The organism is Micromonospora sp. bgisy143 (assembly GCF_057708145.1).
On the sequence record NZ_JBYIRN010000005.1, the window covers coordinates 94,748 to 116,642 of the forward strand.

The 21,895-nt window shown below is 72.8% G+C and carries 19 protein-coding genes; 11 read left to right on the forward strand and 8 right to left on the reverse strand.

All coding sequences use genetic code 11. The features are described 5' to 3' along the window. Positions 1 to 15 precede the first annotated feature (15 nt). A complete protein-coding gene (locus AC3EN4_RS09810; RefSeq protein ID WP_435205604.1) occupies positions 16 to 1,380 on the reverse strand; it encodes a hypothetical protein in 1,365 nt (454 codons plus the stop codon). A 227-nt stretch (positions 1,381 to 1,607) separates the two neighbouring features. Then, positions 1,608 to 2,210, reverse strand: coding sequence for a dihydrofolate reductase family protein (locus AC3EN4_RS09815; RefSeq protein ID WP_435205605.1), 603 nt, complete (start codon positions 2,208 to 2,210; stop codon positions 1,608 to 1,610). 200 nt (positions 2,211 to 2,410) lie between these two features. Here AC3EN4_RS09815 and AC3EN4_RS09820 point away from each other — a divergent pair, with 200 nt between their 5' ends. Next, on the forward strand, positions 2,411 to 3,388 hold the full coding sequence (locus AC3EN4_RS09820) for an aldo/keto reductase (protein WP_435205606.1): 978 nt from the start codon (positions 2,411 to 2,413) through the stop codon (positions 3,386 to 3,388). A gap of 18 nt (positions 3,389 to 3,406) precedes the next feature. Here the strand turns inward: AC3EN4_RS09820 and AC3EN4_RS09825 are convergent, their stop codons facing one another. Further along, positions 3,407 to 4,153: a YqjF family protein gene (locus tag AC3EN4_RS09825; protein WP_435205607.1), complete on the reverse strand. Its 747-nt coding sequence runs from the start codon at positions 4,151 to 4,153 to the stop codon at positions 3,407 to 3,409. Between the two features lie 170 nt (positions 4,154 to 4,323). Between AC3EN4_RS09825 and AC3EN4_RS09830 the strand changes: the two genes are divergently transcribed. The 3 genes from AC3EN4_RS09830 (at position 4,324) to AC3EN4_RS09840 (ending at position 6,813) form a co-directional block, all read left to right on the forward strand. Further along, positions 4,324 to 5,247: an RNA polymerase sigma factor gene (locus tag AC3EN4_RS09830; RefSeq protein WP_435205608.1), complete on the forward strand. Its 924-nt coding sequence runs from the start codon at positions 4,324 to 4,326 to the stop codon at positions 5,245 to 5,247. Between the two features lie 114 nt (positions 5,248 to 5,361). Then, positions 5,362 to 6,246 carry an alpha/beta fold hydrolase gene (locus AC3EN4_RS09835; protein WP_435205609.1) on the forward strand — a complete coding sequence of 295 codons (885 nt, stop codon included), beginning with the start codon at positions 5,362 to 5,364 and terminating at the stop codon, positions 6,244 to 6,246. Positions 6,247 to 6,360: 114 nt separating this feature from the next. Beyond that, the gene (locus AC3EN4_RS09840) at positions 6,361 to 6,813 is read left to right on the forward strand and encodes a DUF5709 domain-containing protein (RefSeq protein WP_435205610.1); all 453 of its coding nucleotides are present in this window, start codon (positions 6,361 to 6,363) and stop codon (positions 6,811 to 6,813) included. Between the two features lie 57 nt (positions 6,814 to 6,870). Here the strand turns inward: AC3EN4_RS09840 and AC3EN4_RS09845 are convergent, their stop codons facing one another. Beyond that, the gene (locus AC3EN4_RS09845; protein WP_422735179.1) at positions 6,871 to 8,451 is read right to left on the reverse strand and encodes a DHA2 family efflux MFS transporter permease subunit; all 1,581 of its coding nucleotides are present in this window, start codon (positions 8,449 to 8,451) and stop codon (positions 6,871 to 6,873) included. Positions 8,452 to 8,748: 297 nt separating this feature from the next. On the opposite strand from AC3EN4_RS09845, the gene AC3EN4_RS09850 reads away from it, so the two are divergent. Together AC3EN4_RS09850 and AC3EN4_RS09855 are read left to right on the forward strand one after the other, a co-directional pair. Beyond that, a complete protein-coding gene (locus AC3EN4_RS09850; RefSeq protein ID WP_435205611.1) occupies positions 8,749 to 10,173 on the forward strand; it encodes an aldehyde dehydrogenase family protein in 1,425 nt (474 codons plus the stop codon). A gap of 116 nt (positions 10,174 to 10,289) precedes the next feature. Beyond that, the gene (locus tag AC3EN4_RS09855; RefSeq protein ID WP_435205612.1) at positions 10,290 to 11,123 is read left to right on the forward strand and encodes a helix-turn-helix transcriptional regulator; all 834 of its coding nucleotides are present in this window, start codon (positions 10,290 to 10,292) and stop codon (positions 11,121 to 11,123) included. On the opposite strand, the gene AC3EN4_RS09860 is transcribed toward AC3EN4_RS09855, so the two are convergent. Then, on the reverse strand, positions 11,101 to 11,928 hold the full coding sequence (locus AC3EN4_RS09860; RefSeq protein WP_435205613.1) for a helix-turn-helix transcriptional regulator: 828 nt from the start codon (positions 11,926 to 11,928) through the stop codon (positions 11,101 to 11,103). The genes AC3EN4_RS09855 and AC3EN4_RS09860 overlap by 23 nt on opposite strands. 50 nt (positions 11,929 to 11,978) lie before the next feature. Between AC3EN4_RS09860 and AC3EN4_RS09865 the strand changes: the two genes are divergently transcribed. Next, positions 11,979 to 12,401, forward strand: a complete 423-nt coding sequence (locus tag AC3EN4_RS09865; RefSeq protein WP_435205614.1) for a DUF2000 family protein — start codon at positions 11,979 to 11,981, stop codon at positions 12,399 to 12,401. 48 nt (positions 12,402 to 12,449) lie between these two features. Here the strand turns inward: AC3EN4_RS09865 and AC3EN4_RS09870 are convergent, their stop codons facing one another. Beyond that, on the reverse strand, positions 12,450 to 14,984 hold the full coding sequence (locus AC3EN4_RS09870; protein ID WP_435205615.1) for an FtsX-like permease family protein: 2,535 nt from the start codon (positions 14,982 to 14,984) through the stop codon (positions 12,450 to 12,452). Next, positions 14,981 to 15,739 carry an ABC transporter ATP-binding protein gene (locus AC3EN4_RS09875; protein WP_435205616.1) on the reverse strand — a complete coding sequence of 253 codons (759 nt, stop codon included), beginning with the start codon at positions 15,737 to 15,739 and terminating at the stop codon, positions 14,981 to 14,983. The genes AC3EN4_RS09870 and AC3EN4_RS09875 overlap by 4 nt, the downstream gene beginning before the upstream one ends. A 147-nt stretch (positions 15,740 to 15,886) precedes the next feature. Here AC3EN4_RS09875 and AC3EN4_RS09880 point away from each other — a divergent pair, with 147 nt between their 5' ends. The 4 genes from AC3EN4_RS09880 to sthA all read left to right on the forward strand — a co-directional run bounded on the left by AC3EN4_RS09880 (position 15,887) and on the right by sthA (position 20,296). Then, complete coding sequence (locus tag AC3EN4_RS09880; protein ID WP_435205617.1) at positions 15,887 to 17,089, forward strand: sensor histidine kinase; 1,203 nt, start codon at positions 15,887 to 15,889, stop codon at positions 17,087 to 17,089. Further along, positions 17,086 to 17,724: a response regulator gene (locus AC3EN4_RS09885; RefSeq protein ID WP_435205618.1), complete on the forward strand. Its 639-nt coding sequence runs from the start codon at positions 17,086 to 17,088 to the stop codon at positions 17,722 to 17,724. Before AC3EN4_RS09880 ends, AC3EN4_RS09885 begins: the two co-directional genes overlap by 4 nt. A gap of 89 nt (positions 17,725 to 17,813) precedes the next feature. Further along, positions 17,814 to 18,839, forward strand: coding sequence for a fibronectin type III domain-containing protein (locus AC3EN4_RS09890; protein WP_435205619.1), 1,026 nt, complete (start codon positions 17,814 to 17,816; stop codon positions 18,837 to 18,839). Between the two features lie 53 nt (positions 18,840 to 18,892). Continuing rightward, positions 18,893 to 20,296: a Si-specific NAD(P)(+) transhydrogenase gene (gene sthA, locus AC3EN4_RS09895; protein ID WP_435205620.1), complete on the forward strand. Its 1,404-nt coding sequence runs from the start codon at positions 18,893 to 18,895 to the stop codon at positions 20,294 to 20,296. 166 nt (positions 20,297 to 20,462) lie between these two features. On the opposite strand, the gene AC3EN4_RS09900 is transcribed toward sthA, so the two are convergent. Next, complete coding sequence (locus tag AC3EN4_RS09900; RefSeq protein WP_435205621.1) at positions 20,463 to 21,887, reverse strand: glycoside hydrolase family 10 protein; 1,425 nt, start codon at positions 21,885 to 21,887, stop codon at positions 20,463 to 20,465. Between the last annotated feature and the right edge of the window lie 8 nt (positions 21,888 to 21,895).

The window sequence follows — 21,895 nt, forward strand, 5'->3', positions numbered from 1 at the left end:
GGCGGAAGGCGCGGGTCAGCGCGCGGTCGCGTGCCGCGAACGCCGGCGTCGCTCGCCGTGACGCCGGGGTCCCTCGATGGTCGGGCCCGGCCCGGCCCCGATGAGGCCGGCCCGGAACAGGCCATGGGTTATCCGCCGCTGCGCGGCGGTCTCGAGTTCGTCGCGCAGCGGGCCGTCCGGCAGGAGCGCGGCAGGCCCGAGCAGCGCCTCGACGGTGCCCAGCGCTCCGGCGGCGTCGCCGTGGTCCAGCCGTGCCCGCACGTCGGGTAGACACTCCGGATCTCGGTGCGCCTCGTCGATCGCCCGCAGGCAGGGCAGCGGAGTCCCGGTGAGCGCGCTCAGCAACTCCTCCCGGCGGATCTCCGCCGGATCGTGGTCCAGCGCGACGAGCACCCCGTCGACCAGGTCGATGCGATGGTGGGCGCCCCGGCAGGAGACCAGGCGCGGTAGCACGGGCCGGGCCGGCACCGTCGCACCGACGACCACCCGATGCTCCGGTACGAGCGCCGACGCCACCAGGGGATGGAGTTCGTCGGCCTCGATGAGCCCCGCACGCAGCAGCGCCAGGTCGGGCAGCACCCAGGTCGCCGCGTCGGGCAGCACCGGCGCTCGCCTGCCGTCCTCCGGCGCCACCAGGCGCGCGGTGGCAGGCGAACCGACCGCCTCCGCGCTGACGTGCAGGACGATCCGCCGTCGGACGCCGAGCCGCACCACGACGGGCCCGCTGGACCGACCCTCGGCGCGAAGCAGGAGCGCCGCCTCGGCCGTCCACCGGTCGATCGCGTACCCGGCCGGTCGCGCCTCCCTCGCGAGAACGTCGGAGACACCGTCGGGGGCGACGTCGGCGGCACACCGCTGCGCGCCGGATCGCGCCCCCAGCTCAGCGGCCCGACGCACGTCCCACAGGTGGCGGTGCAGGTCGAGCCGGAATCGCTGGTCGGGGTGCGGACCGGAGTCGGTCGCGTCCCACAACCCGAGGCTGATCCGCTGCCCGGCGTCGGCCCAGCCGGGCGGGGTCCGGGCCACCAACTGCACCGTCCCGGCACCGGGCGACCCCGGGTCGTACCGGGCCAGCGCCACGGTCGTGTCCGGACGCAGCAGACCGTCGGGGGCGATCCTCGGCAGGTGCCACCGCAGCAGGTCGGGTGCCAGGTGTCGGAGGTCGGCCCGGAGCCGGGCCGCCAGGTCGCGCCCGTGGCGGTTGGCGACCGTACGCAGGTTCACGTCGAGACCGATGCGCGCGGCGGCGCACGCCCCGGCACAGTCACCGACCAGGCGACGAGCGGTGGCACGTTCGATCATGGAGGGCGGCACGGCGAAATCGCGCACGCGACGCCAGAGGGAGAGTCGAGAATCCGCATTCGCGGCCCGGGAGCGCATCAGCACTCACCGTTCGCGGATCGGACCTCCAATCTGGGGCGAGAGGAAGTGATCATCACGCCGGAGCATACCGCCGGGACGTCGGCTCCGCCATGGCGGCAGCGCCACTCTGAGTTCCAGAACCTCGCCGCGCGGTTCCTGCGCGACGTGCCGGGTGGTCCGGGGACACCACGTTGCCGGGCCAGTCGAGGGGCCGGCCGGTGCGGGCCGGCCCCCGGGCCGGGCGGTCAGCCCGCCGGGCGTACGCGGTAGGCCAGGTGGGTGACGCCGTCGCCCTCGACGACGCGGAAGGGACCGTCGAGTTGCATCGGCGCAATGGTCAGGCCGGCGAAGAGCGGTATGCCGGCGCCGAGCACGACCGGAACGAGGTCGACGTGCACCTCGTCGAGCAGGCGGGCCTCGACGACCTGGGCCGCAATGGTGCCACCGTTGACGCCGACCTCCTTGTCCCCGGCGAGCGCCTTCGCGCGGTCGATGGCGCTGACGATGCCGTCGGTGACGAAGACGAAGGACTCGCTCTCCCGCTCCCAGCCCTCCGGCACGCTGTGTGTGACGACCACGACGGGCACGTCCATCGGGTGCCGGCCGCCCCACCCGTTGGTCATGTCGAACAGCCGCCGGCCGACGACCAGCGCGCCGGTACGTTCGTTGAGCTCCCGCAGATGATGGGCGCTCGCGGCGGACGTCCGGAACGTCATCTCGGGGTTCGCCGTCGGCGTCTCGACATCGCCGCTGCCGTACCACTGGAAAAGGTGCTCGAAGCCGCCGTGTGAGGCGTCCGCGATGTAGCCGTCCAACGACATCGTCGCCCCGGTCGTCACCTTCGTCATCGGTCCACTCCTTGGTTCGTGCGGTGTCAGCCTGCCGGTGGGGCCGGTCGTGCCCGGCCCTCAATCTCTGGTCGAAGCAGGCGCTGCGTCCTCGACATGGCCGCCGAACTTTTCTGGCCGGGTCGGACCGCCGCCGGTCACCCCTGGCCGAGTTGCACGGCGGTCGGCGGTCGGCGGTCGGCGGTCGTAGCGTGGGGGTCATGCGAAACACCACGCTGGGCAGTGCGGGGCCCGAGGTCGGCGTCATCGGTCTCGGGTGCATGGGCATGAGCCACGGATACGACATCACCGGCCCGCGCGACGACGACACCTCGATCGCGGTGATCCGGCAGGCGCTGGACCTGGGCGCCACGCTGATCGACACGTCCGATGTGTACGGGCCGTACACCAACGAGGAGCTGGTCGGGCGGGCGCTGGCCGGCGGCCACCGGGAGCGGGCCGTCCTGGCGACAAAGGTCGGGCTGGTCGCGGCGTCCGCGACTGGCGGCCCCGGCAACTCACCGAAGCTCGGCAACAACGGCCGGCCGGAGCACATCCGCGCGGCGATCGACGACAGCCTGCGCCGCCTCGGCACCGACCACGTCGACCTCTACCAACTGCACCGCGTCGATCCCGAGGTGCCCATCGAGGAGTCCTGGGGCGCGATGGCGGAGGTCGTCGCGGCGGGCAAGGCGCGACAGATCGGCCTGTCCGAGGTGACGGTGGCCCAGATCGTGCGGGCTCAGGCGGTGCATCCGGTGGCGTCGGTGCAGTCCGAGCTGTCGCTGTGGACCCGGGACCCGCTGACCGAGGTGCTGCCGTACTGCGTCGCGCAGGGCATCGCGTTCCTGCCGTTCTCGCCGCTGGGCCGCGGCTTCCTCACCGGACGGTTCGCGTCGTTCGACGACCTGCCGGCCGACGACTTCCGCCGTGGCCTGCCGCGCTTCCAGCAGGACGCGCTGCGCGCCAACCTCGCCATCGTCGGCCGGGTCCGGGAGATCGCCGACCGGGCCGGGGTCAGCCCCGCGCAGGTCGCGCTCGCGTGGGTGGTCGCCCAGGGCGACCGGGTGATCCCGATCCCCGGCACCAAGACGCCGAAATACCTGGTGGACAACTGCGCGGCCGGCGACGTGCGGCTCGGCGCGGAGGAACTCGCCGACCTCGACGCCCTGCCCGCTCCGCAGGGCGGTCGCTACTGAGCGACCGGCGGCCCGGCGTCATCCGCCGGGCCGCCGGAGCGCCACCGGCGGGCCGAACCGCACCCCGACGCCGGGCGAGTAGAGCACGCTGACCGGCGGTCCCACCGGTGCCGGCAGGCCGGCGGCGGCGACCAACCCGTCGTCCAGGCGCAGCAGTTCTGCCCGGTGCAACGGCCAGCGGGGATGCCAGTTCGGCAGGTGCAGCGTGCGACCGTACGCCCGGGTGTGCAGCCCCCAGCGGGCGGTGAGGAAGTGTTCGACGGGCGTGGGGTCGACGATCCGCTCCCCCACCCGCACCTCCATCCGGCTCGTCGTACCCGTCGGGCCGGGCCAGCGTCGCCGGCACCGGTAGGTGAGTCGGTCACCGTCGCGGTCCAGCCGCATCGACGACCAGAGGTACGGCAGGCGCAGCGTCGCCCGCGCGACGAGCACCGGCACCAGTCGGGACGCGTCGAGCGACCGGAACACGACGGCCCGCCGTCCGGTGTGGTCGACCGAGTAGAGCCGGACGTTCGTCTCGGCGAAGGTGCCGAAGTACGGCACCCCCGGCCCGCGACCGAACCCCAACCCGACCATCCGGAAGCCGATCAGCCCGACGAAGCACACGCCGTCCAGCGTGTCCGGACGGGTGCCGGCGGGCAGCAGCGGCGCGACCAGTTCCGGAGCGACGGTCCAGTGCAGGAAGGTGAGATCCTCCCAGCGCTGCCGCAGGACCGTCCGGCGGAACGCCTGCCGGGGTGCGCCGTCGACCGGTTCGATATCCACGCCCCTCATCCTGACGCAGCCGCCCGGCCCCACCGCACGGCCCGCCGACGGGGCGGGTAGCTGCGACGGATCGGCCGTGCGCTGCGCACCGCCCGCGGTGGCGGCCCGCCGGCCCGCCGTACGCTTGATCAACGGACGATCAGAACGGGCGATTCGGGGAGGAACGGGGCATGACGCTGGGTGACGTCGAACTGGTGACGCTCGCGCAGTCGGGCGACGCGGGGGCGCTCGGCGTGCTGTTGACCCGTCACGAGGCGGGCATGCGGGCGGTCGCGGTGAGCTTGCTCGGCTACGGACCGGACGCCGAGGACGCCGTGCAGGACGCCCTGGTGACGGCGCTGCGGCGGGTCGGCGAGATCCGCGACCCGGCCGCCGTCGGCCCGTGGCTGCGCGCGATCGTCCGTAACAACGCCCGGATGACCCTGCGCGCGCCACGGCCGACACCGGTCGCCGACCCGCACTGGTTCGCCCACCCCGGCACCGATCCCACCCCCGAGGAGGCCCTGGACGCCGGCGCGCTGCGCGACTGGGTGTGGCACGCCATCGGGGAGCTGTCCGAACCCGACCGCCTGGTCACCCTGCTGCGCTACTTCAGCGACGCCTCCTCGTACGAGCAGATCGCGGCCGTGTGCGGGGTCCCGGTCGGCACCGTCCGCAGCCGCCTCAGCCACGCCCGGCGGGCCCTCGCCGGCGGCCTACGCACGGCCGCGACCGCCGCGCACCCGGACGTGCGCGCGGCCGGCGACGCCCGGTGGCGCGAAGGCGCCGACGTGATCGCCACGGCGATGCGGGGCGACTTCGACCAGGTGGTGTACGACACCTGGTGGCCGGACGCCCAGATCGTCGTTGCGGGCGGACCTCGCGGTGACCGCGACCTCGCGATCCGCGGCATGACGGGCGATCTGCAAGCAGGGGTACGACAGCGTCTGCGCAACGTCGTGGCCAGCGGCGACGTGCTGATCTGGGAGACCGACCTGATCAGCCCGCCGGACGACCCGGAGCACTGCCCGCCCGCGGCCCTGTGGGTGCAGATGCTGCGCGAGGGACGGGTGCGTCAGCTCACCCTGTTCCACCCGGTCCCGGCGCGACTCTGAATAAACCTTCCCGCCAAGCGAACTTTCCCGGCGACCCACGCATCTGGTCCGTGTCCAGCCACCAGTTACCGTCGCGGCACCCCGCCGCACGGGTCACGGATCGGGAGACAGCTCATGGGTTCCACCCAGCACGACGTCGGCGCGCTCGCGCCCGGCGCCCACTCGTTCACCGTCGACGGAGTGCGGCAGGTCTACCACGTCGCCGGCACCGGCCCGGTGTGCGTGGCGCACTCGGGCGGGCCCGGCATCGAATGGTCGTACCTGCGGGCGCCGAGCCTCGAGGAACACTTCACGATGGTGTACGTCGAGCCGGTCGGCACCGGCGCGTCGGGACGACTCGACACTGCCGACGACTACCGGATGGCGACGTATGTCCGTTTCCTGGACGCGGTTGTCACGCACCTCGGCGAGCCCCGGGTGTACCTGCTCGGGCACTCGTACGGCGGTTTCGTCATCCAGCGGTACGCCCTGGAGCACCCGGACCGGGTCGCCGGGCTGGCCCTGTACGACACCTCACCGCGCACCGGCGCCGACTTCTGGGCCGACGCGATGGCCAACCTCGCCGCCTACCCGCAGCGGCACCCGGACCGGCCGGAGGCGGCGGAGATCCCGGCCGCTCTCCAGCAGGCTCTCTCCGCCACCGACGACGAGACGCTGAGCGCGGGCCTGGGCGCCGCACTGCCGGTCTACTTCGCGGACTTCTGGGCCCGGCAGGCCGAGTTCGCCCCGTTGCAGGCGGGTCTGCGGGCGTGGGCGACGCCGGCCGGCGCGCAGGATCCGGAGCCCTTCGACGTACGCGACCGGCTCGGTGAGATCACCGTGCCGGCCGTGGTGATCGTCGGGGCGCACGACTTCATCTGCGGCCCGCGCTACGCCGAGGAACTGCACGCGGGACTGAAGGACTCGCGGCTGGTGCTGCTCGACAAAAGCGGGCACTTCGGGCACATCGAGCAGCCGGCGGAGTTCACCGAGGCCGTGGTGGAGCTGCTGAAGCGGTGACACCCGCGCCGCCCGGGAGGTCCGTTCGTCACAGCGGGCAGTCCTGGGAGGCCGGCCGTGTTGCACGGTCTTAGGCTTGGCACTTCGCTGCGCCGTGACGAAGGAGAGACCGCCGTGAGCCAGACGGATTCCGTCGACGAGTGGAACGTGGTCGAGGACGACGGGGTGCTGGACGCCTCCGACACTCTCGACGACGACCGGGTCGGCGACCCCCTCGACACCGGCATCGTCGCCGCGGACCACTGGACGGCGGCGAACCGGTTCGGCACCACTCCCGCCGAGGAGCGGGCGGGTGAGTCGTTGGAGCAGTACCTCGCCCAGGAGGAGCCGGACGTCGACCCGTACGCCGAAGGTGGCGACGACGAGGACGAGCTGACCCGCCGGGGGTACGAGACTGAGCCGCGCGCGGGCCGACTCGTCGAGTACGACGAGGGTGTCCGCGAGGACGACGAGGCCGACTCGGTGGCCTGGGACGCGGGGATCGACGCGGGCGGCGCCAGCGCCGAGGAGGCCGCGGTGCACGTGGTCGACGACCCCGACGGCCCCGGCGACGGTCCCCTGCGCTGACCGGCACACCGCCGCGCTCGACCCCGTGACGGGTGTCGAGCGCGGCGGGCGCGTCGGTCAGTGGATGACGACCGGCGTCTTCGGCGCGTCGGTCTGCTCATCGCCGAGCGGCTGCGCGGGCGTACGCCGGCGCGGCAGCAGGGCGGCCGGAATGAAGGTGGCCAGCACGAGCGCGAACCCCACCCAGAACGTGTGGGCGAACGACTTCGCGGCGAAGTCGAGCCCGCGCTCGATGATCGACGGGTCGACCTGCTGGAGCAGCTCCGGCCGCTGCTGGGAGGCGATCGCCAGCCCGGCCTCGGTGACCGGCTTGCCGGTCTCCGGGTCCACCAGGCCGGGGATCGGCCGGGAGCCGTTCAGCTCGTTGGTCAGGATCACCGACATCACGGCGGCACCGACCGAGCCGCCGATCTGCTGCAGGATGTTGACCAGCGTGGAGCCGCGGGCGACCTCCTGCGCCTGCAACGTCCGCAGCGCCGAGGTCATGATGGGCATCATCGTGCCGCCCATGCCCAGGCCCATCACGAACAGCGACCCACCGAGCAGCCAGTACGACGTCTGCGGGTCGACCTGGGTGAAGCCGAAGAACCCGACGACGATCAGGGCCAGCGCGAACGGGACGGTACGGCCGATGGGCACCCGGTCGGCGAGCGTTCCGGCGATCGGCATGGTGATCATCGCGCCGATGCCCTGCGGGGCCATCAGCAGGCCGGCGGCGAGCGTGGACTCACCCCGCACCTGGAGGAAGTAGCTCGGGAAGAGCAGGCCGGCGCCCATGAACGCGATGATGAACACGAACAGCGTGGCCGCCGCGATGGTGAGGTTGCGGTTGCGGAACAGCCGCAGGTCGAGCAGCGGGTGCCGGGGCGTGAAGGAGTAGAGCACGAACGCCACCACCAGCGCGCCACCGACCAGCATCGGGGCCCAGACCTTGGTCGCGCCGAAGGTGCCCGCCTCGGGCAGCGACGAGACGCCGTAGAGGAAGAGCGCGAGGCCCGGGGAGAGCATCAGCATGCCGAGGAAGTCGAAGGACTCCGACGGTTCGGGCGCGTCCTTCGGAAGGGCGAACTGCGCGTAGATCAGGGCGATGACACCGATCGGCAGGTTGATCAGGAAGATCCAGTGCCAGCTCGCCGTGTCGATCAGCCAGCCGCCGAGGATCGGGCCGCCGATCGGGCCGAGGAGCATCGGGATGCCGAGGACGGCCATCAGCCGGCCGATCCGGTGCGGTCCGGCCGCCCGGGTCATGATCGTCATGCCGAGCGGCATGAGCATGCCGCCGCCGAGGCCCTGGAGGACGCGGTAGCCGATGAGCTGGCCGATCGAGTCGGCGGTGGCGCACAGCCCCGACCCGATGGTGAACAGGGCGAGCGCCACCATGTAGAGGCGCTTCGTGCCGAACCGGTCGGCCGCCCACCCGCTGAGCGGGATCACCGTGGCCAGGGCCAGCGTGTAGCCCGTCATCGTCCACGCCACCCGGGCGTAGGACGCGTCGAACTCGGTCTGGAACGTGGGCAGCGCGACGCTGACCACCGTCACGTCGAGGATCGACATGATCGCGCCAAGGACGACGACACCCGCCACCTTGAGCACCGCGGCGTCGAGCTTGTCCGATGTCGCGACGGATTGCTGTGTCACTAACTCTCCTGAAGTCGGTTGGTCCGGCGGATGGTGGGCGGTGGCGGCGGACGCCGCGCCGACCAGGCGCGGGACGCGACGTGCCGAGGCAGACTATCCGGGGACTGTGACAGGTCGCCGCCCGTTTTCGTCACCAGCGCGTGGCGGCGTCCGATCAGCTGACCGATTGGACCCGGTCGGCGGGGTGTCGGGTCGACGGCGGACCGACCGCCGGGTCCTCGACGCTCAGCCAGGGAGAGCCGGACCGGGGATGAACCGCACCTGGTTGGGCCTGTGCGCCGGTGCCACGGTCGGGGCATGACCACTTACCCGCACACCGTCACCGGCCACTGGATCGGTGGCGAGACCGTCGCCGGCTCGGCCGGCACGCTTGCTGTCGTCAACCCCGCCACCGGGGACGTCGTCGCCGAGACCCCGGCCGGTACCGCCGCCGACGTCGACCGCGCCGTCGCCGCCGCGCGCGCCGCCTTCCCCGCCTGGTCGGCCACCACCCCGGCGCACCGGGCGGACGTCCTGCGCCGCCTCGGCGCGGGGCTCGCCGCCCGTACGGAGGAGATCGCGTCGGCGATCACCGCCGAGATGGGCTCTCCGATCACGATGTCGCGTACGGCACAGGTCGGCTTCCCGGCGGCGGTGATCGACTCCTTCGCCGGCCTGGCGGACGGCTTCGCCTGGACCGAGGAGATCGGCAACTCGCTGGTCGTCCGGGAGCCGATCGGCGTCGTCGGTGCGATCACGCCCTGGAACTTCCCGCTCCAGCAGATCGTCTCCAAGCTGGCGCCGGCGCTGCTGGCCGGGAACACGATGGTGTTCAAGCCGTCGGAGAACGCCCCGTTGACCGCGCGGATCCTGGCCGAGGTCGCCGCCGAGGCGGGCGTACCGGCCGGTGTGTTCAACGTCGTGTACGGCACCGGCGCGGTCGTCGGCGAGGCGATCTCCGCCCACCCGGACATCGACATGATCTCGTTCACCGGCTCTACCCGGGCCGGGCAGCGGATCGCCGCGGTGGCGTCGGCGACGGTCAAGCGGGTGGCGCTGGAGTTGGGCGGCAAGGGCGCGAACATCATCCTGGACGACGCCGACCTGCCGAAGGCTGTCACCACCGGCCTGGCGATGGCGTTCTCCAACGGCGGGCAGGTCTGCGGCGCGTGGCCCCGGATGCTGGTGCCCGCCGCCCGCCAGGACGAGGTCGTCGCGCTGGCCGTGGGGGCGGCGCGGCAGTACACCGTCGGCGACCCGACCGACGAGGCCACCCGGGTCGGTCCGATGGCGTCGGAGGCGCACCGGCGCAAGGTGGTCGGATACATCGAGCGGGGCATCGCCGACGGGGCACGGCTCGTGTTCGGCGGCCCGGACCGGCCCGCCGAGCTGACGGACGGTGCCTACGTCCAGCCGACGATCTTCGCCGACGTGGACCCGACGTCCGCTATCGCCCAGGAGGAGATCTTCGGGCCGGTGCTCACGATCATCCCGTACGCCGACGAGGAGGAGGCCGTGTCCATCGCCAACGGCACGTCGTACGGGCTGACCAGCGGCGTCTTCGGTGCGCCGGAACACGCGCTGGCGGTCGCGCGGCGGCTGCGCGTGGGCCAGGTCGACGTGAACGCCGGCCGGTGGAACCCGCTCGCCCCGTTCGGCGGCTACAAGCAGTCCGGCAACGGCCGCGAGTTCGGCCGGCTGGGCCTGGAGGAATTCCTGGAGACCAAGTCCATCCAGCGTTGACGGGATGATCCGGCCGGACCGCTCACACCCTGGTCCGGCCGGAACACCTCCCCCCGTTACGCGTGTTGCAGCCAAGGTGCCGGCCGGCGCCGGCAGCCCACCGATCGGAGATCACCGTGAACCGCGCCCGAATGGCCAGCTTCCTGCGGACCCGCCGCGAGGCGCTCCAGCCCGAGGACGTCGGGTTGCCCCGGGGACCGCGCCGACGCACCGGTGGCCTGCGCCGCGAGGAAGTCGCCGCCTTGAGTGGTATGTCCACCGACTACTACAGCCGGCTGGAGCAGCAGCGCGGGTCGCACCCGTCGGAGCAGATGCTCGCCGCCCTGGCCCGCGGCCTCCGGCTCTCCCGGGCCGAACGGAACCACCTGTTCCAACTCGCCGGGTACGCCGTGCCCCACCGCGCCGTCCGGGCCGACCACGTCAACCCGGGGATGATGCGGATCCTCGACCGACTGCACGACACCCCGGCCCAGGTGGTGAACCACCTCGGCGAGACCCTGGCGCAGACCCCGCCGGCCGTCGCGCTGCTCGGCGACGAGACCCGGCACACCGGGCTGGCCCGCAGCGCGCACCACCGCTGGTTCACCGACCCGAGGGCGCGGGCGTTGCACCCGGTCGAGGACCACGAGACGCAGAGCAGGCTGCTGGTCGGGCACCTGCACGCGGCGTACACCCGGGACGGCCGGGGTTCGCGGGCGGCGACGCTCGTCGACGACCTGCTGGCCACGAGTACGGAGTTCACCCGGCTCTGGCAGGAGCACCCGGTGCCGGCCGGTTACTGCCCGCCGAAGCGGTTCCTGCACCCCGAGGTGGGGCCGGTGGAGCTGCACTGCCAGACGCTCGTCGACCCGGACGAGTCGCAGACGCTGCTGGTGTTCACCGCTGTGCCCGGCTCGGAGAGCGACGACAAGCTGCGGCTGCTCACCGTCATCGGTGGCCAGCTCGTCTGAGCCTCGACGCCGCCGGGTAGCGGGACGGAGTGACGCCGAGGAAGCGCCGGAAGTGCCGGGTCAGGTGGGCCTGGTCGAAGAACCCGGCGGCGGTGGCTGCCTCGGCGGGGCGCTGACCCGCGAGGAGCAGGCGACGCGCCAGCTCGACCCGGCGGCCGGTCAGGTACGAGTGCGGCGGCAGCCCGTGGGCACGGGTGAAGGCCCGCACGAGGTGGGTCGGGTGGGCGTGCAGCAGCTCGGCGGCCTCGCGCAGGGTGACCCCGTCGACGGTCCGCGCGTCCAGCAGCTCGCGGAGCCGGTCGGCGAGGCCGGACCCGGCGGGTACCGCACTGGCCGACGTCCGCTCGTGGAGTCGGACGCGCAGCCGGTCCAGGATGAGCGCGAGGCGGCTCTCGGCCTCGAACTCCTCGCCCGGGGCGGCGAGCACGTGGTGCAGGTGGTGGATCCGGTCCCGCAGCAGCGGATCGGCGAGGTCCGGCTCGTCCACCGCCCGACCGATCAGGTCGGGGGCGAGGGCCGAGGTGTCCAGGTACAGGACGCGTTTGCGGAAGCCGCTCGCCGTGGCGGAACGGCCGTCGTGCGGCACGTACGGCGGCAGCAGGGTGACCGACGTGCGCAGCGCGCCGTGCCGGTGCCGGTCGAGGTCGAAGCGGACCGCGCCGTCGTCGACGATCAGCAACGTCCACACGTCGTGGACGTGCCGTGGGTACGCGTGGTCCACGAAATGGGCGTGGAAAACCTCGGCGACCCCGGCGACGGCGGGTCGCCACGCGCTGACCTGCGAATCGGTCGGCCGGGCGGCCATGCTAAGAACGTACAAGACCGGGGGGCGCACGCGCCGGCAGGCTGACCGGCATGAGCGAACCGATCCGCTTGCCCACCAAGATCGCCGTGCTGCTCCGCGACGACCTCGTCGGCTGGCAACGCCTCAACGTCACCGCCTTTCTGGTCAGCGGCATCGCGCACGCCGAACCAGAGCTGCTCGGCGACGAGTACCGCGACGCGGACGGCACGGCGTACCTGCCGATGTTCCGCCAGCCGGTGCTGGTCTTCGCCGGCGACCGCGCGACCCTGAGCGACGCGCACTCGCGGGCTCTCGCGCGCGGACTGCGGCTCGCGGTCTTCACGTCCGAGCTGTTCGCCACCGGCAACGACCGGGACAACCGGGCCGCCGTGCAGGCGGTCGGCCGGGACAAGCTCGACCTGGTGGGGTTGGCCCTGCACGCCGGGCGCAACGTGGTGGACAAGGTCCTCAAGGGAGCGACCATGCACCCGTGACGGCGCCGGGGCGGGCCGGCGTCGAACCCCGGCCCGCCCCACCGGGTCTCAGCCCTCGACGCCCAGCGCCACCACCGGGCTGACCCGCGCGGCCCGCCGCGCCGGCAGCACGCCGGCCAGCGCGGTCAGCCCGACCAGCGCCGCGAAGAGCCCGACCAGCGGTAGCACCGGCAGCGTCAACGGCGCGTCGAGCCCCAACGCCCGCACCGCCAACCAGGCGTACGGGACGCCGAGCAGCAGCCCGAAGGTCGCGCCGATCACCCCGTAGAGGCCGGACTCTACGGTCAACATCGTGCGCAGGCCGGCCCGGGACAGGCCGACGGCGCGCAGCAGCCCGGACTCGCGTACCCGCTCCACGACCGAGAGCGCGGTCGTCGACCCCACCCCGACCACGGCGATCAGCACGGTGAGACCGACCAGCCCGGCGGTGATCCAAACCAGGGCGCTCAGCACCGCGTCGTTCCGGTCCCGCTCGTCGGCGAGCACGCTGATGTGCAGCCCGGAGGCGTTCCCGATCGCCTGCCGCAGCGCCCGCACCCCGGCGGTACGGCCGTCCTCGCCCGTCCGGGACGCGTCCGCCAGCAGACCGGTGTACGCGGTCGGTCCTCCGATCCGGTCCAGGTCGGCCCGGTTGGCGAGGATGCCCGCGTACAGGGGGCCACGGCCGGGCAGGACCGCCGCCACCCGCACCTCGACGGTCGACGTGTCGCGGCCGAGGGTGACCGTGTCGCCGGCCCGCAGCCCGGTGACGCGGGCGACCTGGTCGCCGAGCACGACCCGGCCGGGTCCCCGGTCGGCGAGGCTGCCCTGCGCCACGGGCAGGTCGGCGAGGGTCGGCAACGCCGACAGGTCCAGGTCGGTCGTCGAATACCCACCCGCGGCGTCGCCCAGGCGCTTCCCGTCGCGCGACAGCGCGACGTCGTGGACCATCCGGTACGGCACCACCCGGGCCAGCGCGGCGCTGGTCGTACGCGCCCGGGACAGGACGGCGACCGGCAGGGACGCGCCCTCGCTGGAGGCCACCTCGAAGTCGGCCGGCGCGGAGAGGGCCAGGTCGCGGTCGGCGACCACCCGCATGGACGCGCCACCGATGATCACCCCGGAGATCAGCGTCACCCCGAGCGCCACCACCACGGAGACGGCGGCGGCCCGGCGGGGCGTACCGCCGATCCCGCTGACCGCCAACCGCCCGAGGGCGCCGAGCTGACGCAGCGGCCAGCCCGCCACGGCCAGCACCGGCCGCACCAGCAGCGGCCCGAGGGCCACCAGGGCGAAGAACGCCAGCGCGCCCGAGGCGACCAGCAGGAGCAGCCCGGCCATCGGGTCGTAGGATTCCGCGTCCGGTGTCGGCATCCGGCGTACCGCCGCGACCCCGGCCAGCAGCGCACCGAGGACCAGCAGGACCCCGAAGACCAGGCGCGCCGGTCCGATGCCACGCCGCCCGGCGGTGACGCTCGACGCCCGCAACGCCTCCAGCGGCGACACCCGGGCAGCGGAGAACGCCGGGGCGAGGACCGCCGCCACGGTCAGGACGACCGCCCCGACCACCACCGCGACCGCCGCCGTCAGCGGCAGCCCCGGCGACGACACCACGGTGCCGAAGGCGCGCAGCAGCGGCGGGAGCGCCTGCCCGACGGCCAGGGCGGCGGCCACCCCGACGACACCGGCGACCAACCCGGTCAGGGCCCCCTCGGCGATGAGCGCGCCCACCAACGCGCCCCGACCCGCGCCGACCGCCCGCAACAGCGCGAGGTGCTGCATCCGCTGGGCGAAGACGATGCGGAAGGTGGAGGTGACCACCAGGGCGGCGGCCGCCACCGCGATCCCGACGAACATGCCGACCAGCGCGAACAGCCGCCCGACCTGCTCGGCCGCCGCGTCGGCCTCGGTGTCGCGGACCTCGGCCCCCGAGCGGACCGGCACCCCGGCGGGGACCGTCGTGGTCAGGCGCTGACGAACCGTCTGCGTCGCGCCCGGGGCGGCCCGCAGGTCGATCCGCTCCACGGTGCTCAGGTGAGCCCACCCGGTCACCACGTCGTCCGGCGCGTACGCGTTGGCGCCGTCGTCGGCGGGGGTGTCGACCACCCCGGTGACGGTGAGCGGCGTCTCGGTGCCGAGTTCGCCGCCCCTTCCGGTGGTCACGGTGCCGACCGTCAGCCCCATCCGTTCGACGGTCCGGGGGCTGACCGCGATCTCGCCGGGCCGGTCGGGGTAGCTGCCCTGGACCAGCCGGACCGTGGCCAGCGGGCCGGTACCCGGGTCCGCCTGGAGATTGACGTATCCCCCGCCGACCGAGACACCGATGGTCACCCGACCCACCGCCTCGACCACGCCGGGCACGGCCCGGACGGCGTGCAACGCGGTCAGGGCGGGCGGCGGCTGCTCGGGGTCACCGATCACCAGGTCGGTGGCGGCCGGTGTGTCGCTAAGGGTGTCCCGGGCGGTCCGTTCGGTGATGTCCTGCGCCAGCACCACGCCGAAGACGACGAACGACGCGACGAGGACGGCCAGGCCGGTGAGGATCAGCCGGCCCGGCCGTCGGGCCGCGGCGATCACCTGGGTACGCAGCACGGTCGCCCTCATGCCGCGACCGCCAGGGCACGCAGCGCGTCGGTGACCGAGCCCTGGTCCGGCTCGTGGACCTCGCCGGCGATCCGGCCGTCGGCGAGCAGCACCACCCGGTCGGCGTACGCGGCGGCGATCGGATCGTGGGTGACCATGACGACCGTCTGGCCCAGGTCCCGTACCGAGTCGCGCAGGATGGCGAGCACCTCCGCCCCGGAGCGGGAGTCGAGGTTGCCGGTCGGCTCGTCGGCGAAGACGACCTCGGGACGCGACACCAGAGCACGGGCCAGCGCCACCCGCTGCTGCTGGCCGCCGGAGAGCTCGCTGGGCCGGTGCCCGAGCCGCTGGCTGAGGCCCAGCACGTCGACGAGGTGCGCGAACAGGTCGCGGTCGACGTCCCGGCCGGCGAGGTCCAGCGGCAGGGTGATGTTCTGCGCGGCGGTGAGCTGCGGCAGCAGGTTGAACGACTGGAACACGAACCCGATCCGGTCGCGGCGTGCCCGGGTCAGCGTCCGGTCGGACTGACCGGTCAGTTCCGTACCGCCGAGCAGGACCCGACCGGACGTGGGCGTGTCCAGCCCGGCCAGGCAGTGCATCAGCGTCGACTTGCCGGAGCCGGACGAGCCCATGATCGCGGTGAACTCGGCCCGACCGAAGGCGACCGAGACCCCGTCGAGGGCACGGACGGCGGTGTCGCCGCCGCCGTACACCTTCACCAGGTCGACGGCCGCGACGGCCGCCTGCCCGATCTGCGGTGGGGCGTGGGTTGTCATGGGTTCCTCCAGTGGCTGCGGTGTGACCGGGGAAGCCTCGCCCGCGCCGGGCGGCGATCGCATCGGCCCGCGGTCGGGGAACGCGGGCGGCGGGTCTGTCTTTCGGCCGATCCGTCCCGGCCGCCCGCGTGGCTACGCTGGGTCACGATGAACGCGCCGATCTTCTCGACCTGGTGGGTACGCCTGGGTCAGCTCGCCGGACTGACGGCGCTGGCCCTGCTGTGTGCCTTCGACTTCCGGTACGGCATCGCCAGCGGGATGGGCATGCTCGATGCGCTGCGGGCCCTGGTGCAGGTGGGGTTGGCGGCGGCGACGGCGGTCATCTGGCTGCCCGTGCACCGGCAGGGCTCCCGGGCGTTGCCGGTCGCGGCGCTCGCGCTCGGTGTCGTCTCACTCAGCGTCACCGCGTTCTTCCTGTTGCTCAGCACGCGTGGGAGTTACCTGCTGGGCGGCACCTGGGGACTGGCCGAGTCCGCCGGGATGGTCGCGGTGGTGTTCGTGGTGAGCCGGTGGGGCGCGGCCCGGCTCGCCCCCTGGGCGGCGGTGGTCGCCGCGCTCGCCGCCGCCGCACTGCCGCTGCGCAGCGGCGTCGAACCCGTCTTGGTGATCTTCGGGCTGCTCCAGGCGCTCGGCGCGGTCGGCGCGGCCGCCGTCGGGATCTACCTGCGCGTCGTCGCCACCGGCCGGGAGCGGGCCATCGCGCTGGTACGCGCCGAGCAACGCGCCGAGTTCGCCCGCGACCTGCACGACTTCATCGCCCATCACGTCACCGGCATCGTGGTGCAGGCGCAGGGCGCCCGGTTCGTCGCCGAACAGGACCCGCAACGGGTGATCGTCGCCCTGGAGCAGATCGAACGGGCCGGCGCCGAGACGATGGCCTCGATGCGACGGATGGTCGGCGTACTCCGCAATCCGGATGCCCCGCCGGACGCCCCGCTGGCCCCGCTGGCCGGGGTGGCCGACCTCGCGCCGCTGCTGGAGGGGCACAACGGCACGACCGACGCGCCGGCCCGACTCTCGGTCGACGGCCCGCTCGACGGGCTGCCGGTCGAGGTCTCCACCTCGGCGTACCGGGTGGTGATGGAAGGGCTGACCAACGCCCGCCAACACGCGCCGGACGCCCGGTCGGTGGCGGTGTCGGTGCGGCGTACGCCGGACTGGCTGCTGGTCCGGGTCGCCGACGACGGCGCGACCCCGCGCACCGCGCCCATCCGGGGGCACGGCTTCGGCCTGGTCGGCCTCACCGAGCGGGTACGCGCCCTCGGCGGCACGGTCACCGCCGGACCGGGCGTCTCCGGCGGCTGGGTGCTCGACGCCGCGTTCCCCCTGCGCCCGGCGGTGCCCCGGTGATCCGGGTGCTGATCGCCGACGACCAGGCCATGGTCCGGACCGGCTTCGGCATGATCATCGGGGCGCAGCCGGACATGGCGGTGGTCGGTGAGGCCGCCGACGGGATCGCGGCCGTCGAGATGGCCCGTCGGTTGCGCCCGGACGTGGTGCTGCTGGACATCCGGATGCCCCGCCTCGACGGCCTGGAGGCGCTCCGGCTGCTCGCCGGGCCGGGCGTCGCCGACCCGGTGCGGGTGGTCGTGGTGACGACCTTCGACCTCGACGAGTACGTGCACACCGCGCTGTCCCACGGCGCCTGTGGCTTCCTGCTCAAGGACTCCGGCCCGGCGCTGCTCGTCGAGGCGGTCCGCGCCGCCGTCTCCGGCGACGCGCTGATCAGCCCATCCATCACCGTACGGCTGCTGGAACACCTCAGCTCGCCCACCGCGCCGAAGGACGACGCGGGCCTGTCCCCACGGGAACTGGACGTCGTGAAGCTCGTCGCCCGGGGCCTGACCAACGCCGAGATCGCCGGCCAGCTCTTCATCGCCGTCGGCACGGTCAAGACCCACCTGGCCAGCGTGCAGGCGAAGCTCCCGGCCCGGAACCGGGTGGAGATCGCCGCCTGGGCCTGGGAACGCCGCCTGGTCAGCTAGACGGGGCAACCTCAGATCGTCCGCTGTCCTAAAATCGACGGCAGTGAATCGCCGGCCCGCTGCGGACAACCGGAGGCGAGGGATTCATCGTGCACCCAATCCGACCATGGCCCCGCTCGCGGGCCGTCGCCCTGGCCGTCGCCGCGCTGGTGGCCGCCACCGCCGCGCTGGGCCCCGGTGGTCCGGCGTACGCCGCGGACGACACCGAGCGCCCCACCGCCCCTGGCCCGATCACGGTCACCGACATCGACACCACCTGGGTCGAGCTGACCTGGGCCGCGTCGACCGACAACGTGGGAGTGGTCGGTTACGCGGTCTCGGCGTTGTTCGAGGACACCGGCCGGGCGTACTCGACCGACACCACCAGCATCCGCATCACCGGCCTGCTTCCGTCCCGCACGTACACCCTCAGCGTCGCGGGGCTGGACGCGGCGGGCAACCGGTCGCTGTCGAACCCGACGCTGCGGCTGACCATGCCACCGGGTGACACCCAGCCGCCGAGCGCGCCCGGCCAGCCGGTCGCGTACGACGTCGCCGCGACCCTGGTGTGGCTGCGGTGGACCCCGTCGACCGACAACGTCGTGCTCGACCGGTACGAGGTGTACCGGGTCGACGCCGGCGGCGCGTTGACCCGGGTCAGCGAGGTCTATCAACACCCGCCGGGGCGTACCAGCACCCAGGTCAGCGGGTTGACACCGAACACGACGTACACCTTCGTGGTGCGCGCCCGCGACGAGGCGGGCAACTGGTCGGCGCTGTCCCCGCCGGTCACCGTGACCACCCTGCCGCCCCCGCCGAGCTGCGCGGTCCGCACCGTCGTCCGACAGTGGCCGGACGGCTTCGTGGCGTACCTCGCCGTCGAGAACACCGGCACGACGGCGGTGAACGGTTGGACGATGACCTGGCGGTTCTGGGCCAGCCAGGAGGTGCGGGCGCTGTGGGGCGCGCAGGTCGTCGACCGGCCGAACAACAGCTACCTACGGGTCCGCAACACCAGCCACAACGCGGTGATCAGACCCGGCGGCACGGTGTCGCTGGGCATCGTCGCCACCGGCACCCAACTGCCGGAGGAGGTCACGCTCAACGGCGGCGTCTGCGTGGCGGCAGACGAGTAACGCTCGCGTCCGGGGTCTGGTGTCGACGGCGACATCTTGCGACGCTAACGATCGTGTATGACTACGACCTGTTGGTGCTGGGCTCCGGACCCAGCGGTCAGAAGGCCGCGATCGCCGCCGCCAAGCTCGGCCGGCGGGTTGCCATCGTGGACCGCCGCGACATGCTCGGTGGGGTGTGCATCAACACCGGCACCGTCCCGTCCAAGACGCTGCGCGAAGCCGTGCTCTACCTGACCGGCCTGAGCCAGCGTGACCTGTACGGCAGCAGCTACCGGGTCAAGGAGGAGATCACGGTCAGCGACCTGGCCGCCCGGACCCAGCACGTCATCACCCGGCAGACCGACGTCATCCGCAACCAGCTCGCCCGCAACCGGATCGCGATGATCACCGGTACCGGCCGCTTCGCGGACGCGCACTCCATCTGGGTCGACGCGGGCTCCGGGCGGGAGTCGAAGGTGACCTTCGACAAGGCCGTCATCGCGGCCGGCACCCGCCCGGCCCGCCCGGACAGCGTCGACTTCGACGAGCGGACCATCGTGGACTCCGACGGCGTCATCAACCTCCAGGCCGTACCCCGCAGCATGGTCGTGGTCGGCGCCGGTGTGATCGGCATGGAGTACGCGTCGATGTTCGCGGCCCTGGGCACCAAGGTGACAGTCGTCGAGCGCCGCGAGCGGATGCTCGACTTCTGCGACGAGGAGATCGTCGAGTCGCTGAAGTACCACCTGCGCGACCTGTCGGTGGCGTTCCGCTTCGGCGAGGAGGTGGCCGCCGTGGAGAAGCACCAGACGGCGGCGTTGTGCATCCTCAAGAGCGGCAAGAAGATCGTCGCGGACACCGTGATGTACTCGGCGGGCCGGCAGGGTCAGACCGACGACCTGGCGTTGGAGGCGGCCGGGCTGACCGCGGACCGACGCGGCCGGATCAGCGTCGACGCCCACTACCGGACGTCCGTCGAGCACATCTACGCGGTGGGTGACGTGATCGGCTTCCCGGCGTTGGCGTCCACCTCGATGGAGCAGGGTCGACTGGCCGCCCAGCACGCCTGCGGCGAACCGATCCGGGAGATGCACGGCCTGCAACCCATCGGCATCTACACCATCCCGGAGATCAGTTTCGTCGGCCAGACCGAGACCGAGCTGACCGAGGCGTCGACGCCGTTCGAGGTGGGCATCGCCCGCTACCGCGAGTTGGCCCGTGGCCAGATCGTCGGCGACTCGTACGGGATGTTGAAGTTGCTGGTCTCCCCCGAGGACGGCCGGCTGCTCGGCGTGCACGTGTTCGGCACCGCCGCCACCGAGATCGTCCACATCGGGCAGGCGGTGATGGGCTGCGGCGGCACCATCGACTATCTGATCGACGCCGTGTTCAACTATCCGACCCTGGCCGAGGCCTACAAGGTCGCCGCCCTGGACGCCTCCAACAAGATCCGCAACATCACCCGCATCGACGGCTGACCCCCACCCCGCCCCCACCCCCACCCCCACCCCCACCCCCACCCCCACCCCCACCCCCACCCCGGTTGATCATGAAGTTATTGCCGCCGGTGCCGGCGTGTCGTGACAATAACTTCATGATCAACGCGCTTGGGGCGGGGGTGGGACCGGGAGGTGGGGTTTGAGGTTAGGCTGCTGCGCAGGTGGGGGTCAGGGTGCCGGCGGTGCCGGTGCCCTGGAAGCCGAACTCGGTGGACTGTCCGGCGCCGACCTGGCCGTTGTAGGAGACGTTCCTCCAGTTCGTCGTGCCGCTGTTACCGCTGCGCTCGGCGCTCCAGGCGTTGGTGACGGTCGCGCCGGACGGCAGGTCGATCGTCACGGTCCACCCGTTGAGGGCCGAGGAGCCGGCGGTCACCCGGACGTTCGCCACGAAGCCGCCGTTCCACTGGTTCACCGACACCGAGGCGGAGCAGTCACCCTGTCCCGGCGGCGGAGTCGTGGGCGGCGGGGTCGTGGGCGGCGGGTCGCTGGGCGGTGGGGTGGTCGGCGGTGGAGTGGTCGGCGGTGGAGTGGTCGGCGGCGGGGTCGTCGGGTTGGTGCCGCTGTTCAGCGCGGCGAGCACGGCGTCGTACGCGGGCTTCTTCTGCCCACTGTTGTTGAACAGCAGCGGCGACTGGTAGGACCGCCACGAGTCGCTGTCCCGGATGCCCCACACGGTGATGCCGTTGCAGCGGGCCACCGCGAGGCAGTCCTCGACCACGCTGCGGTACGTGTTGGCCGGGGCGCCCTCGATGTCCAGCTCGGTGATCTGCACGTCCACGCCGAGCGCCGCGAAGCTCGACAGCGTGGTGCGGTAGTTGCTGACGTACGGGGAGTCGCTGTTGAAGTGCGACTGGAAGCCGACGCAGTCGATCGGCACGCCACGGGACTTGAAGTCGCGGACCATGTTGTAGACGCCCTGCGTCTTGGCCCACGTCCAGTTGTCGATGTTGTAGTCGTTGTAGCAGAGCTTCGCGCCCGGGTCCGCGGCCCGGGCCGCCCGGAACGCGGCCTCGATCCAGTCGTTGCCGGTGCGCTGGAGGTTCGAGTCGCGCCGACCGCCGGAGTTGCCGTCGGCGAACGCCTCGTTCACCACGTCCCAGGAGTAGATCTGCCCCCGGAAGTGCGTGGCGACCTGCGTCACGTGGTTCAGGATCGCCTGCCGCAGGGCGGTGCCGCTCATGCCCTGCATCCAACTCGGCTGCTGGGCGTGCCAGGCCAGGGTGTGCCCGCGTACCTGCATGCCGCGGCTGCGGGCGTGGTTGACGATCTGCTCGGCCGAGCCGTAGCTGAACCGGTTCTGCTGCGGCTCGGTGGCGTCGATCTTCATCTCGTTCTCGGCCGTCACCATGTTGAACTCACGGTTCAGGATCGTGGTGTACGCGCTGTCCGAGAGCTTGAAACCGGCCACCGCCGTACCGAAGTAGCGGCCCTTCTCGGCGGCGGACGCGCCGAGCGTGGTCCCGGCGGCGGCGGGCGCCGTCAGGACCAGCGCCATGCCGGCGGCGAGCGCGCCCGCCCCGGCCAGCGCGACGGCGGCTCTGGACGCCGCCCTCCATCTCGTATTTCGCATTCGGGTGA